The organism is Caproicibacterium amylolyticum (assembly GCF_014467055.1).
Taxonomy (GTDB): Bacteria; Bacillota; Clostridia; order Oscillospirales; family Acutalibacteraceae; genus Caproicibacterium; species Caproicibacterium amylolyticum.
In genome coordinates, this window is sequence record NZ_CP060696.1 from 1,223,528 (window position 1) to 1,237,475 (window position 13,948).

The following is a 13,948-nucleotide window of genomic DNA, read 5'->3' on the forward strand; positions in this document are numbered from 1 at the left end:
AATGGAACTTACGTTTTATGGTGCTGATAAAGAAGTTACGGGCAGCTGTCACTGCCTGACCGTGAACGGAAAGCATATTTTAATCGACTGCGGACTCCAGCAGGGTGCAGATGAAACGGACAACAGCAAACTGCCGTTTTACGCTAATTTGGTTGATTATGTTTTGGTTACACACGCACATATCGACCACACTGGCAGGCTTCCGCTTTTGGTGAAACAGGGTTTTCAGGGCGAGATCCTTGCAACGCAGAAAACGGCTTATTTAATGGACATTATGCTGCGCGACAGCGCCCATATACAGGAGATGGATGCCCAGCAGGCTATGCGCAAGGGTCGCCGTGCGGGCAAAAAACCGAAGGCACCATTGTACACAGTGGATGATGCGTTAGCAGCCATCAAGTTGATACAAGGCTGTGAATACGGCGAAACAGTGGAGCTCTGTGAGGGTGTGCGTGTTCGCTTCAACGATGCCGGCCATCTGCTTGGCAGCGCTTCTGTGGAAGTTTGGGCAACAGAAGACGATGTGACCAAAAAGCTGGTTTTTTCCGGCGATATCGGCAACAAAGGCCAGCCGATTATCTGTGACCCGCAGTATATGCATGAGGCAGACTATGTAGTGATGGAGTCTACATACGGTGACCGAGAACATGAAAAGACAGAGGATTACGCGAAAGTATTTGCGGATATTATTGACCAGACGCTGACAAAAGGCGGTAATGTTGTCATTCCGTCCTTTGCAGTGGGACGTACTCAGGAATTGCTGTACTTCTTCAGAGAAATCAAGGAACGCCATTTAACACCAGGCAACCCTAATTTTCCGGTCTATGTGGATTCTCCGCTAGCAGCAGAAGCAACTGCTATTTACAGCAGCGACCTGCACGGTTATGTGGATCAAGAAACGGCTAATTTAATTGACAGCGGGTTTAAACCGCTGCAGTTTTCTAATCTTCACATCACGGAAAGTGTGGAGGAATCAAAGTCACTGAATGAGGACGGCGTTCCCAAGGTAATCATCTCTTCCAGCGGCATGTGTGAAGCGGGACGCATCCGTCACCACTTGAAGCACAACCTTTGGCGGCCGGAGTGCGCGGTGGTATTTGTCGGCTATCAGGCAGGCGGTACCTTGGGCCGCATGCTGCTGGATGGTGTGGACAGTGTGAAACTGTTTGGCGAGCAAATTGCTGTAAAAGCGCATATTTACAATTTTCGTGCGATGTCTGGTCACGCTGATCACACCGGTCTGCTGGAATGGATTGGTTCTTTCCCAACCAGTGTACAAAAAGTATTTGTTGTGCATGGTGAGCGTCAGTGCTGTGAAAGTTTCACAGCGGAACTGTGTACCAAGGGTTATGATGCTTATGCACCCAATTTTGAAACAGCATATGATCTGCTTGCCGATCGCGTGACTGAGGAGGGTATTTCCCCGGAAAGGCTGCATCCGGCACGTCCGGCAGATTACAAGAGCAAGTATTATTCGCCGGTATATGCGCGTTTGGTGCAGGCGCAGAAGCGTTTGGAGGAAGTTGTGCAGCATAACGAGGGTGGTACCAACAAAGACCTTGCCAAGTTTGCAGACCAGATTTTGGCGCTGTGTGAAAAGTGGGACAGATAAATACGCAAAAAGAAGCGACACTTTCAAAGGAAGTGTCGCTTCTTTTTAACTTTTTGTTTTTTTCAGTGAAGTTTTCACCAGTCTTGTGAACAAGGCTGCGAAGTGTGGGGCGCTGCCCCACAATCTTATTCCACAAGCAGCTTTACGGTCGAGAGATAAGACCCGCAGGCGAAACTTTTATTGAAAGGGTCCTTTACGATTCTGCATTCATGTTCTCACGCGCAACTGCAAGCATTAGTTTGATGCGGTTTTCCTGGTTTACTTTGGTAGCGCCTGGGTCGTAGTCTATCGGGACAATGTTTGCCATTGGATTGACTTCCTTGATTTTACGAATCATGCCCTTACCGACAATGTGGTTCGGCAGGCAGCCGAACGGCTGGGCACAGATAATGTTTTCGAAGCCACATTCGGCAAGTTCCAGCATTTCCGCCGTCAAAAGCCAGCCTTCGCCCATTTTTGCACCATAGCCGATAACACCCTTTACCAACTCGTGCACATGCGTAAACTCGGTGGGGGCAAGAAATTGGGGATAGGGTTTGAATACTTCTGTAATAGAATTCTGCATTTTCGTGACATACTTGAAGAGCATCTCAGAAATAGCAGAGGGGATGGGGTTGCCGCCGTAAAGCATGACATCATCCGGACGGTGCTCCAGCATGAACAGCAGGAAGTTCATCAGGCCAGGCACATTTACTTCACAGTCCTGTTCCGCAAGGAAATCCTCCAGATTATTGTTTGCAAACGCAGCGTATTTTACATAAATTTCGCCGACGATGCCAACGCGCACTTTCGGTATTTTCTTTACGGGAACCGCGGCAAAGTCCTTCATAATCAGCTTGAGGTTTTTGCACTGTTCACTCATGCCGATGCCCTTGCCATGTGTAAACTGATCGTTCAGCTTTTTGGTCCAGCTGTCCAACAGCACCTCACTTTGGCCCTTGGTGACTTCGTAAGGCTTAATCTGATTATTTAAGCACATCATGGTGTCGCCGTAAACCACACCTGCCAGCAGGCGGCGGATGATGCCGAGGTCAATGGAGAAACCAGGGTTCTTTTCCAACCCGACAAGGTTCAGGCTGATAATCGGAATTTTATCGAAATTTGCCTTGTGCATGGCTTTGCGCAGCAAATGAATGTAGTTGCTTGCGCGGCAGCCGCCGCCGGTTTGTGTCAGCAGCAGTGCTGTGTGGTCAAGGTCATATTTGCCGGAGTGCAGTGCATCCAGAAACTGCCCGATTACCAGCAGAGCGGGGTAGCAGGCGTCGTTGTGTACATACTTTAGGCCCTCCTGCACAACTGCGGGGCCGCTGTTTTCCAACAGCTCAATTTTGTAGCCCGCATTGCGCAGCACGCCAACGAACAGCTTAAAGTGTACCGGCAGCATCATGGGGATGAGAATGGTGTATTCCTCTTTCATCGCTTTAGTAAAGAGGAGCCGCCCGTTATTGTCGTATACTAATTCTGCCATATTTCAGTAACCTCACTGTTCCAACGCAGCAAAAAGACTGCGCAGCCGAATCTTTACGGCACCCAGATTTGTGATTTCGTCAATTTTAATTTGCGTATAAATTTTATCGTGCGCTTCCAGAATACTGCGCACTTCGTCTGTGGTAACAGCATCCAGACCACAGCCGAAGGAAACCATCTGCACCAGATTCATGTCGTCCTGTGTGGAAACATACTCTGCAGCGGAGTAAAGCCTTGCGTGGTAGGTCCACTGGTTCAGCACATTGACAGGTTCTTTATCCATGCGCTCTGCCACCACATCTTCACTGACAACGGCAGCACCCAGGCTGGTGACTAGCTTGTGAATGCCGTGGTTTACCTCAGGGTCAAGGTGGTACGGCCGCCCTGCAAGCACGATAATCTGTTTATGTTCCAGACGTGCGCGGTCGATGATTTCGTCGCCCTTTTTACGGATGTCTTTCATGTAGTCATCATAGGCTTTGTAGGCGGCGTCTGCGGCAAATTTCACTTCTTTGAGTTCAAACTTGCTGTCAAAGTGTGAATTCAAAATTTCCGTCATCTTTTTCGGGAAATCGTGTGGGCGGTGAATACCAACATAATCATTAATGAAGTTGACGCTCTTAAGCTGCGGCATGTTTGCGGCAAGCACTTCCGGATAGTAGGCAACTACCGGGCAGTTGTAGTGGTTGTCACTGCGGTGTTCATCAAAGTTGTAGCTCATGCAGGGGTAAAAAATGTTTTTGATGCCCTCATCCAGCAGCTTCATGATATGACCGTGTGCCAGCTTTGCGGGGAAGCAGACCGTGTCGCTTGGAATGGTGCTTTGCCCTTCAATGTACAGTTCCCGGTTGGAAAGGGGAGAAGTTACTACTTCAAAACCGAGCATAGAGAAAAATGTGTGCCAGAACGGCAGCAGTTCATATAGATTCAGTGCCATGGGAATGCCGATTTTGCCGCGCTTTCCGGCAGGCACCGGCACATAGGACTGCAGCTTGTTCAGCTTGTATTCAAACAGGTCGATATCCGCACCGGCACTGCTGCGCTTGGTGACCGGACGTTCACAGCGGTTGCCGCCGATAAAGCGCCGTCCGCCGTCAAAAATGTTGATGGTCAGGCGGCAGTTGTTGTTGCACAGGCCGCAGTTGGTCACCTTGACTTCGTGCTTAAAGTTTTCCAGTTCTTCCATGGAAATCAGAGAAGAAGAATTTTCATCGCGGCGCAGTGACTTCTGCATTGCGTAAACCGCCGCGCCGTAGGCACCCATCAGGCCGGAAATATCCGGGCGCACCACATTGACGTTCATTTCTTTTTCAAACACACGCAAAACCGCGTCATTTAGGAAAGTACCGCCTTGCACAACGATATTGCGGCCAAGTTCCTCCGCAGAGGAAACGCGGATTACTTTGTACAGTGCATTTTTTACAACACTGACGGAAAGTCCCGCGGAAATGTCCTCTGTGGTGGCACCGTCTTTTTGTGCCTGCTTTACCTGACTGTTCATAAAGACGGTACAGCGGCTGCCGAGGTCTACTGGATGCTTTGCAAACAGACCCATTTTTGCAAAGTCTTCAATTTTATATCCCAGTGTGCTGGCAAAGGTCTGCAGGAATGAGCCGCAGCCGGAGGAGCACGCTTCGTTCAGGAAAATGTTGTCGATTGCGCCGTTGCGGATTTTAAAGCACTTCATGTCCTGGCCGCCGATGTCAATGACAAAGTCGACGTTTGGCATAAAACGTTTGGCGGCAGTAAAGTGCGCAATGGTTTCTACAATGCCAAAATCCAAGTTAAAGGCGTGCTTCAGCAGTTCTTCACCGTAACCGGTGACTGCAGCAGCCGTGAATTTCAGATCGGGACGCGCTTTGTACAGGTCAAGCAAATATTCACGCACGATTGGCACCGGGTTGCCGGCATTGCTGCGGTAAATGCTGTCCAGAATCTGTCCGTCACTGCCCATAACAACTGCTTTAATGGTGGTGGAACCGGAGTCAATACCAAGATATGCAGGACCTTTATAGGCAGCAAGATCTCCGCGCGGTGCTTTGCACTGACTGTGGCGTTCAATGAAAGCATCATATTCTGCCTGATTCTTAAACAGCGGTTCAATGCTGCGGAAGTTGCCAGTTCTGCCGTAGGAGGCAATGTTTTTCAGTGCGGTATCTAAATCAATTTCAATTTCGCTGCTGAAAGCCGCGCCCATTGCAACGAAGTAAAGACTGTTCTCCGGGCAGGTGCCGGTTGTTTTCAGAGCTGTGTCAAATGCGCGCCGCAGACCGCTGAGGAATGTCAGCGGTCCGCCAAGGTACAGAATGTTGCCGGTAATCGGGCGCCCCTGTGCAAGGCCAGCAATGGTCTGATTTGCCACAGCGGCAAAAATGCTGGCGGAAAGGTCACTTTTGCGTGCTCCCTGATTCAACAATGGCTGGATGTCACTTTTTGCAAAAACACCGCAGCGGGAAGCAATGGTGTAAATTTTTTCGTATTGAGCGGAAAGCGTGTCCATGTCCTGCAGGGAAATGTTCAGTAAAGTTGCCATCTGGTCGATAAAAGCGCCTGTCCCGCCGGCGCAGCTGCCATTCATACGGACTTCTGTGCCGCCGGTCAGGAACAAAATTTTTGCGTCTTCACCGCCCAGCTCAATAATACAGTCGGTTTGCGGCAGCAGGCGGCCGGTAGCAATGCGGGTGGCGTAAACTTCCTGTACAAAGGGCAGGCTGCAGGTTTCACTGATGCCCATACCGGCTGAGCCGGAAATTGTCAGCTGTGCTTCTTTGCCGCAGATGACTTCATTACGGATTCTGGTAAGCAGTTCGGTCATTTTTTCAGTAATTTGCGAGTAGTGACGCTCATAGGATTTGAAAATAATTTTATCTTTGTCGTCCAGCACAACACTTTTGATTGTGGTGGAGCCAACGTCGAGTCCAATCTTCATGTGGAACCCCTTTCTCCCGCACAGGCGGAAATGGATGAAGCTGCAGCTGTCCTTTTGACAGTACAATTATTAATAAAATTTAAATTTGATGATAAAAACAGCCATACTATATATAGAAAAGGTCAGCACAGCCGCAAAAATACGAACAATCATTATATTTTATCGTTTTGGGAGGTATCTGTCAAGCCAGCGCGTTCACGGAAAGAGCCTTGTTTTGCCATCAAATTTTGTTAGTACTTGCCCGCTTTTGAATTTTGGGTTATACTATACTATACATTTAAAAAAGAAATATTTGGAGGTACTCTCAGTTATGCAGAATCCTGTTGTTACATTTGAAACCTCAGCGGGCGCCATTAAGGCAGAGCTTTACCCCGAAGTGGCACCGAATACTGTCAATAATTTTATCAGCTTAATCAAATCCGGCTTTTATGACGGTACCATTTTTCACCGTGTCATTCCTGGCTTTATGATTCAAGGCGGCGACCCGGAGGGTACTGGCATGGGCGGCCCGGATTACAGCATTCGCGGAGAATTCAGCGACAATGGTTTCCAGAATGACCTGAAACATTCCCGCGGTGTTTTGAGCATGGCTCGCACCATGATGCCGAACTCTGCAGGTAGTCAGTTCTTCTTGATGGTAGCGGATGCACCGCATCTCGATGGTCAGTATGCGGCATTTGGAAAGGTGACCGAGGGAATGGATGCAGCTGATAAAATCGTTTCTGCCCGCCGTGACCGCAGCGACCGCCCAAAGGAAGATCAGACGATGATTAAAGTAACTGTCGAAACCTTCGGAAAAGATTACCCGACACCGGAAAAAATGTAAGCTTCAGCCGCCACAAGGCGGCTTTTTTCTGCAGCGAAAGCTTTTTCTTGCCATAGATAGCGGTTTGTGCTATACTATTGAGAGTTATTTTGTCAGGAGGAAATGCAATATGTCTGGCCATTCGAAATGGAACAATATTAAACGGAAAAAAGAAAAGACAGACGGCGCTAAAGCAAAAGTCTTTACCAAAATCGGCCGCGAACTCGCGGTCGCAGTAAAAGAGGGCGGCGGCCCCGACCCGGCCAGCAACTCCAAACTGAAGGACTGCATTGCCAAGGCAAAGGCGGCCAATGTACCAAATGATAACATTGAGCGTATCATTAAAAAAGCCGCAGGTGACGGCGACGACACCAAGTATGAAAACATTGTGTACGAAGGTTACGGCCCTAACGGTGTAGCGGTTATTGTCGAAGCACTGTCTGACAACCGCAACCGCACGGCAGCGGATGTTCGCCATTCGTTTGACAAATTTGGCGGCAATCTCGGCACAACCGGCTGCGTATCTTTCATGTTTGAGCAGAAAGGCGTGCTGGTGATCGAGCGCGAAGACCATGATGAAGATAAAGTCATGGAAGACGCTCTTGAGGCGGGAGCAGCTGATTTTCAGGCAGATGAGGATGTCCTTGAAATCTACACGGAGCCGGATGATTTCTCTGGTGTGCTCAGTGATCTGACTGATAAGGGCTATGAGTTTGAAACCGCTGAAGTGCAGATGGTGCCCAGTACTTATGTTAAGCTGCCGGAAGACAAAGAAGCCAGCATGCAGAAGCTGCTGGATGCACTTGAGGACAATGATGATGTCCAGAATGTCTGGCACAACTGGGAAGCCCCTGAAACAGACGACGAAGAATAATATTCAAGCGGGTTTCGGGACTTTTTAAGAATCGTTATTGATTTGAATTGTGGAATCTGTTTTTGGACTCTGCTATATGTTCTACTTTCATGATTTGACATGATGTATATCATACGGAGGTATGCATTATGCAAGATGGTATGAAAGTTAAGGAATGTATAGCAGAGTTTCTTTATGAGTGTCAAATTAGACAGTTCACAAAGAAAACCGTAAAAGGTTATAGAAACGCTTTGAATGTTCTGCAACAGTTTCTTGACAGCAAAGGAGTAGAGCAGATAGAGGATGTAAATGTTATTGTGCTCAAATCCTTTTTTGCAGAAATGATTAAAACAAATCATAAGGAAACCTATATTAATGGATTATTAAAAGTATGTAGAGCATTATGGAAGTATCTTTGCGAGCAGGAATATATTACAGTAAATCCTACTTTAAAAGTAAGATGGGCAAAAGAGCCAAAAACAATCATTAAAACTTTTACAGATGATGAAGTTAAACGGATGCTTAAAGTGTACAGCAAAGGTAAGGACTATTTAAGTATCAGAAATCAGACGGTTATGGAAATGCTGTTTGATACCGGTGTACGTTGCTTTGAACTTTGCGAGTTATCTAATAAAGCCATTGAGGATAGTTATATTAGAATTTATGGCAAAGGAAAGAAAGAACGTCAAGTAGGATTATCTCCATACATGATAAAGCAAATGATGAAGTATGAAAGAACTTTTAAGGAATTCTTTTGCTATAGAATACCAAAGTATGATAATTATTTTTTGAGCCGTACAGGTAGACCATTGACAGTTGTTGCAGTTGAAAATATCGTAAAGCGTTGTGGAATACAAGCAAACGTAAGGGATGAAATAAGGTGTTCACCTCATACGTGCAGGCATTGGTTTGCACAGGCGCAGTTAAAGAATGGTATTGATGTGTATTCGTTGAGCAGATTAATGGGGCATGAAAATATCAAGATAACACAACGATATTTACAGGGATTACAGGATGCGGATGTTGTGAGTAAGTCAATTAAAACGAGTCCGTTAATGAATTTGTAATCGTCTGTGGGCTTGTTAGAGCGTGTTTTACTGATATTTCAGTATTAGTTTTAGCATTTGAAATTATATCGGCTTGTGAGGGCATACAGGCAATGATTTATGCCTTGTGAAACAATTCGTGTGAAACATTAATAAAAATAAGTTGGGATATTGACTGAATAGAATATTATCTGTATGATATGAGAGTGACATTATGCAGGTAGTATTCTTTTTTTATGTGATATGTAAAGGTATAATACTTTACAGTTAGATGCAAGATGATGTTATGTAAACTAAGTATTACAGTTTTGTAACTATTTGAGTTATAAACTTTCCAATGTTCTTGATTATAAATAGTCATATAGCAGTATATATCAGTATGAATAATTGTATCCGATTTCGGCAACGATTTATCAATTACTAATTACTATCAATATATCCAATAAATATCCAATTTATAATATACATAATATACGCATAATTATAATATCATTCATATCTCATCTATTCGGCTCTAGTATTCTGCCTATTTATGTGTTAGCAAGTAGTAATTATACAAAATACTTATTTTGCCTAATTAGATTTGTATTTATTGCATAATAAATAGAGTAAATAGCAGTTAATTATTTGTGATAAATGACTAATCATAATGACATATACAATATATTGTGTTTATCACAGCGGATAAAGTATAGGAATACAGCCATTCTCTTAATAATTTAGGCAATATCACACCATAAAATAAAAGTTTTATATGATGGCTATGGATTCAGCGTAAGAAATTGATGGATGATTTATACATATAATATACGTTGATATACAAGGGGAGTAACGAAACGTAACACCCCCTTATTTATAGAGAGTGCTATAGCAAACACACTTTTTTTCTGCCAATAAAATTTTACCTCTTCTATACTTACAAAATATTTCACAAATATCATAATTGAACTTGAATCTACCCAATATTTGGTTTACAATTAACGAATAAAGGAGAGAGAAAAAATATGAAAATCAAAAGTGTTTTATCATGTGTTCTATTAGTAAGTATTATGATGTTCTGTACTGGATGTTCCTCAAATCATACAGTATCTTCGAGTACTACATCAAAAAGTAAATCAACTAGTTCTACCACAAGTAAAAACGTAAGTTCAGATCAAACTTCAAGTACTGATTCAGAAATTATACCAGATATTCCTTCTAATATTCAGAATTTCTACAATAATATGGTCAAAATCCATGATAAATATAAATTGGATTTTTATTATTCCGCTAGTAATCCAGATAATATTTCCGATAATGATAGCATCAGTATTAATATGAAAAAGTCCATGAGTGACGATGATAACTCAGAATATAAACTTACTTATTATAAAAACGATAGTGGAAATTATGAATCAAGTGCAGAAATGTCTATTGATGCTAGCGAGATAATTGAAAATCATACAATTAAACAAATAATAATAAATCTATTTTTAACAGTAGATAATAAATTGTCATTACCAGAAGCAAGCAAAAGAACAGATATTTTAATTAATTCATATACAAAGGATTCTGTCAATTCTCCAATATATTTATCAAATTACATTATATATCTGTCACCTATGGACAGTGAATCGAAAACTGTAACACTGTATTTGAAATCTCGTAATGAAATATGGGACAATATTTCAGCGTCTAGTTATCAAAATATTACTAAGCAAGATTATGGAGCCGTGAATACAAATAAAGACAAAAAGTACAAAATAATTGGTACTATTAAAGATACTCATTTAAGCAGTGGCGAAGATTCAATTTCAAAAGATATTCAAACCAAAACGGTATATGTTACCGAGTCCCTTAAAATAGTAGATAAGGATAATAATGAATATATGGTTGCATATTCATATTTAGACAGACCAGTATTATTTGAAAAAGGGAAAAAATGTATAGTTTATGGTACATTAAGTGGTGAAGATAATCCATACCTTAATGCCGATAAAATTGAAATTACAAATTAATTGCTGATTCAATTAATAAAAAATAAACTATTGCGTAAATCCATCTACCCCTGCTTGAAATTCTAAGTAGGGGTATTTTTATGCCTTAATTTAGGGTGTCACATTTCGCGACACCCTTTTAAAAGGGAAAACGGAATTTCGTGCACCTTTAACTTATCTCAATTTTATTTATTTAATTACATAAATCTCACATTAAACTTTTCAGGGTATAATTACTCCACCTTACCATATAAATTTGAATTCATTTGTTTATTAACATTAAACTAACATTAGAAAGGACTGATAGCATGGCAAATACAATTACGGTATTGAATCGCCTGAAAACAGAACTCAATAACAAAGACTATTATTCAGATGATACTTATTCCATGTATCTGGATGAGAATGGACTTGATTCAGTCACAAATTACGATTGTAATGTTATGAAGAAAGCACTATATCAAACCGTGTATGATATACTGGATTCTCTTGCAAATAACATTGATTTGTTCCGCTCTGTGACAACAGAATTTGCTACCACAAGTGAAGCATACAAATACTTACAGGAACGTCTTAACGATATTAATGCAAAGATTATCAGTATTCCAGATGATACGGCAGAAGAAGAATCCAATATACATTTCCTTTTCCATGATTGAGGGGTGATATAATGTATAATACGGCTTATTCTGCCTTTACTGACGCTCTAAAGCGTGAGGGCAAGGTAATTACTGCCTATTCTGATAATGCGTCCTATAACGTTATATTCAGGCGTAATAACGACTTGAATCAATTAAAGAACCGATTGACAATATTTTATTCTGCCGATTGTGGTATTCACGCGGGACAAATGTTGACCTATGGTAAGAAACATTTTCTTGCCTTGAATCAGGAAACTCCTGAGAATGATGTATATTATAAATCTAATCTGATTGAAACCAATACAACCATTAATATGATAACCAATGCTGGCGAGGTAAATATTCCTGTCTATGCTTATGATATTGCCGATGGATTAGGACAAATTAATAATGTAATGTCAGTGATTAGCGGTAATATGCACATTATTGCAGAGCCAAATTCAATCACAAAATTATTGGAAATTAACAATCAATTTGACTCTTGTGGACGGCATTGGAAGATAAATAATATAATTGACAAGGATAATATTATCAATTTGTATTGTGAAGTTATTGCAACCACACCACATACATATACAGTTACTATTACTGCTAATGATTCCTACCATCATGGAGAATCCGCACAACTGACCGCAGTAGCAAAGCAGGATGATACAGTTATCAATAATATTCCATTTGTATGGACATCCTCTGATACATCTTTGGCAACAGTAGATAATACTGGACTTGTCAATTTCCTTGCAGATGGCAGCGTGACTATAACGGCAACATGGACAAGTCAAAACGTAAGTGGCACAAAAACAATAGCGATAACTGAACCTGATACTTATTCTCTGTCAATTACTGCCGATGATTCTTATACTACAGCAGACACCCCAACATTAATAGCCAATGCACAAAAGAATGGTACAACAGATTCTACAGCCACTATTACATGGACTTCCTCTGATACATCTATTGCAACGATTGACAGCACAGGCAAAGTAACATTCCTTGCGGCAGGTAGTGTCACCTTTACTGCTACATGGGTTGAACAAAATCTTACTGCCACAGTCACCGTTTCAGTGACACAGCCAGTTTCAGCAGGTATTTGTATTATGACACATAATAATGGCACTCATTATTTAAGCACGAATATACTTTCCCTTAAAGAGGGTGGTACTGCTATGCCAATTAATGCTTTATTCCAAGATGGCAGCGGTAACACTCTGACTGGTTTAACTCCTGTATGGACTCTTTCAGATTTAACAGGAATTACAGCGAGTGATATTACTCTAGTAGCACCTGTGAGCGGTTATCCATTGAGATGTACTGTGCAGATTGCAAGGAATACTGCATTAATTAATGCAACGTTTAAATTGCATTGAACTATAGTCAAGTAAGTAGACACAATAATTAGGGAAAACATACTGGAAACAGGAATTAAGCCTGATTCCAGAACAGTTCTTCTTTCTCGTTAGGTGTTAGCATTCGAAGAGAGCCATGAGGCCTTCTTGAGTTATAGTATCCTTCAATATATTGGAATATGGACAACTGTAATTCCTGTAGGGAGTGATAAGCTTTCCTGTTGGTTTCTTCTTTTTTTAGATATTTGAAGAAACTTTCACAGCAAGCATTATCAAAAGGATAGCCCTTTTTGGAAAATGATTGCACAACATTAAGAGAATCTAGAAGCTGTCGAAATGAAAAAGCAGTATACTGAGATCCTCGATCAGAATGAAACATAAGTCCAGAAGGGCAGTTTCTTCTATCATAAGCTTTTTTGAACGCAGTCATGACGAGGTCGACATCTGGCTTGCCTGATATGTTCCAGGAGATGACTTTGCGAGAAAATAAATCCATTACAATACAAAGATAATACCATTTGCCGGCAACTTTGATGTATGTGAAATCACTTGCCCAGACAATGTTTGGAGTTTGCTGATTGAACTCCTGGTGAAGGTGGTTGGTACACTCGCCGTTGTCCCGATGCTTATAATTTTTATAAGGTTTTTCGGTGGACATCCGTGGAAGTTTTAGAGTCCTCATCAGTCGGTACACTCGTCCGACACTGATGTTAATGCCATAATCACGCTGGAGAACATAGGTAATCTTGTAAGCTCCAAGACGTTTGTTATAATCTGCATAGATTTTAAGAATAAGCTTTGCAATCGTTTGATTGTCTTTTGTACGATCAGCCGGTTCGGTGTTGTAATGCTTATAGTAAGTACTTCGATTAACGCCAAGAACCTTACAAAGGAGCTTGATATTGTGTTGGAAACGGAGCTTATGAATAGCTTCTAATCGTTGTTTGAGTGTGGCGTGAAGATGGCAATCGCTTTTTTTAGTATAAGGAGTTCCTCCTCAAGCTGAGCATTACGCTTTTGGAGGTCTTTGACCTGCTTAGCAGTTAGTATTTCGCCATCATCCGTTTCGACGATTGAGTATTGTTTAATCCAACGGCCAAGTGCGGTGATAGAAACGCCATACTCTTTACAGAGTGCTGCTTGTGATTTGCCGCCAGATTGATAAAGGTTGACGAGAGTTCGTTTGAAATCTTCGTCATATCGGGTTCCGGTTTTACCAGTGGACATGAGTAAGTGCCTCCTTTTGGGTGTCTACTTAATTATAATTGATAGT

At 42.2% G+C, this 13,948-nt stretch carries 10 protein-coding genes; 7 read left to right on the forward strand and 3 right to left on the reverse strand.

Annotation, left to right across the window (positions count from 1 at the left end; translation table 11 throughout):
- The first annotated feature begins 1 nt into the window (after position 1).
- Positions 2 to 1,612, forward strand: a complete 1,611-nt coding sequence (locus H6X83_RS05860) for an MBL fold metallo-hydrolase RNA specificity domain-containing protein (RefSeq protein WP_212508199.1) — start codon at positions 2 to 4, stop codon at positions 1,610 to 1,612.
- Between the two features lie 193 nt (positions 1,613 to 1,805).
- Here H6X83_RS05860 and H6X83_RS05865 read toward each other — a convergent pair whose 3' ends face one another.
- Positions 1,806 to 3,080 carry a 2-hydroxyacyl-CoA dehydratase gene (locus H6X83_RS05865; RefSeq protein ID WP_212508200.1) on the reverse strand — a complete coding sequence of 425 codons (1,275 nt, stop codon included), beginning with the start codon at positions 3,078 to 3,080 and terminating at the stop codon, positions 1,806 to 1,808.
- A 12-nt stretch (positions 3,081 to 3,092) separates the two neighbouring features.
- The gene (locus tag H6X83_RS05870; RefSeq protein WP_212508201.1) at positions 3,093 to 6,008 is read right to left on the reverse strand and encodes an acyl-CoA dehydratase activase; all 2,916 of its coding nucleotides are present in this window, start codon (positions 6,006 to 6,008) and stop codon (positions 3,093 to 3,095) included.
- A gap of 310 nt (positions 6,009 to 6,318) precedes the next feature.
- On the opposite strand from H6X83_RS05870, the gene H6X83_RS05875 reads away from it, so the two are divergent.
- From H6X83_RS05875 to H6X83_RS05900, 6 genes are all read left to right on the forward strand, one after another.
- Positions 6,319 to 6,834 carry a peptidylprolyl isomerase gene (locus tag H6X83_RS05875; protein ID WP_212508202.1) on the forward strand — a complete coding sequence of 172 codons (516 nt, stop codon included), beginning with the start codon at positions 6,319 to 6,321 and terminating at the stop codon, positions 6,832 to 6,834.
- 109 nt (positions 6,835 to 6,943) lie between these two features.
- Positions 6,944 to 7,687 (forward strand): YebC/PmpR family DNA-binding transcriptional regulator, encoded by a 744-nt coding sequence (locus H6X83_RS05880; protein ID WP_212508203.1) that lies wholly within the window; start codon positions 6,944 to 6,946, stop codon positions 7,685 to 7,687.
- A 128-nt stretch (positions 7,688 to 7,815) separates the two neighbouring features.
- The gene (locus tag H6X83_RS05885; RefSeq protein WP_246419537.1) at positions 7,816 to 8,733 is read left to right on the forward strand and encodes a tyrosine-type recombinase/integrase; all 918 of its coding nucleotides are present in this window, start codon (positions 7,816 to 7,818) and stop codon (positions 8,731 to 8,733) included.
- Positions 8,734 to 9,716: 983 nt separating this feature from the next.
- Positions 9,717 to 10,709 carry a hypothetical protein gene (locus tag H6X83_RS05890; protein WP_212508204.1) on the forward strand — a complete coding sequence of 331 codons (993 nt, stop codon included), beginning with the start codon at positions 9,717 to 9,719 and terminating at the stop codon, positions 10,707 to 10,709.
- 287 nt (positions 10,710 to 10,996) lie between these two features.
- Complete coding sequence (locus H6X83_RS05895) at positions 10,997 to 11,347, forward strand: hypothetical protein (protein WP_246419540.1); 351 nt, start codon at positions 10,997 to 10,999, stop codon at positions 11,345 to 11,347.
- A gap of 11 nt (positions 11,348 to 11,358) precedes the next feature.
- Positions 11,359 to 12,696 carry an Ig-like domain-containing protein gene (locus tag H6X83_RS05900; protein ID WP_212508205.1) on the forward strand — a complete coding sequence of 446 codons (1,338 nt, stop codon included), beginning with the start codon at positions 11,359 to 11,361 and terminating at the stop codon, positions 12,694 to 12,696.
- Between the two features lie 55 nt (positions 12,697 to 12,751).
- On the opposite strand, the gene H6X83_RS05905 is transcribed toward H6X83_RS05900, so the two are convergent.
- A protein-coding gene (locus H6X83_RS05905) for an IS3 family transposase (protein WP_246419068.1) occupies positions 12,752 to 13,902 on the reverse strand; the annotation gives its coding sequence in 2 pieces (ribosomal slippage) (positions 12,752 to 13,644 and positions 13,644 to 13,902; 1,152 coding nt in all).
- Positions 13,903 to 13,948 lie beyond the last annotated feature (46 nt).

Coding starts and splice junctions, on each gene's coding strand:
- H6X83_RS05860 (WP_212508199.1), top strand. CDS start 2: ATGGAACTTACGTTTTATGGTGCTGATAAAGAAGTTACGGGCAGCTGT.
- H6X83_RS05865 (WP_212508200.1), bottom strand. CDS start 3,080: ATGGCAGAATTAGTATACGACAATAACGGGCGGCTCCTCTTTACTAAA.
- H6X83_RS05870 (WP_212508201.1), bottom strand. CDS start 6,008: ATGAAGATTGGACTCGACGTTGGCTCCACCACAATCAAAAGTGTTGTG.
- H6X83_RS05875 (WP_212508202.1), top strand. CDS start 6,319: ATGCAGAATCCTGTTGTTACATTTGAAACCTCAGCGGGCGCCATTAAG.
- H6X83_RS05880 (WP_212508203.1), top strand. CDS start 6,944: ATGTCTGGCCATTCGAAATGGAACAATATTAAACGGAAAAAAGAAAAG.
- H6X83_RS05885 (WP_246419537.1), top strand. CDS start 7,816: ATGCAAGATGGTATGAAAGTTAAGGAATGTATAGCAGAGTTTCTTTAT.
- H6X83_RS05890 (WP_212508204.1), top strand. CDS start 9,717: ATGAAAATCAAAAGTGTTTTATCATGTGTTCTATTAGTAAGTATTATG.
- H6X83_RS05895 (WP_246419540.1), top strand. CDS start 10,997: ATGGCAAATACAATTACGGTATTGAATCGCCTGAAAACAGAACTCAAT.
- H6X83_RS05900 (WP_212508205.1), top strand. CDS start 11,359: ATGTATAATACGGCTTATTCTGCCTTTACTGACGCTCTAAAGCGTGAG.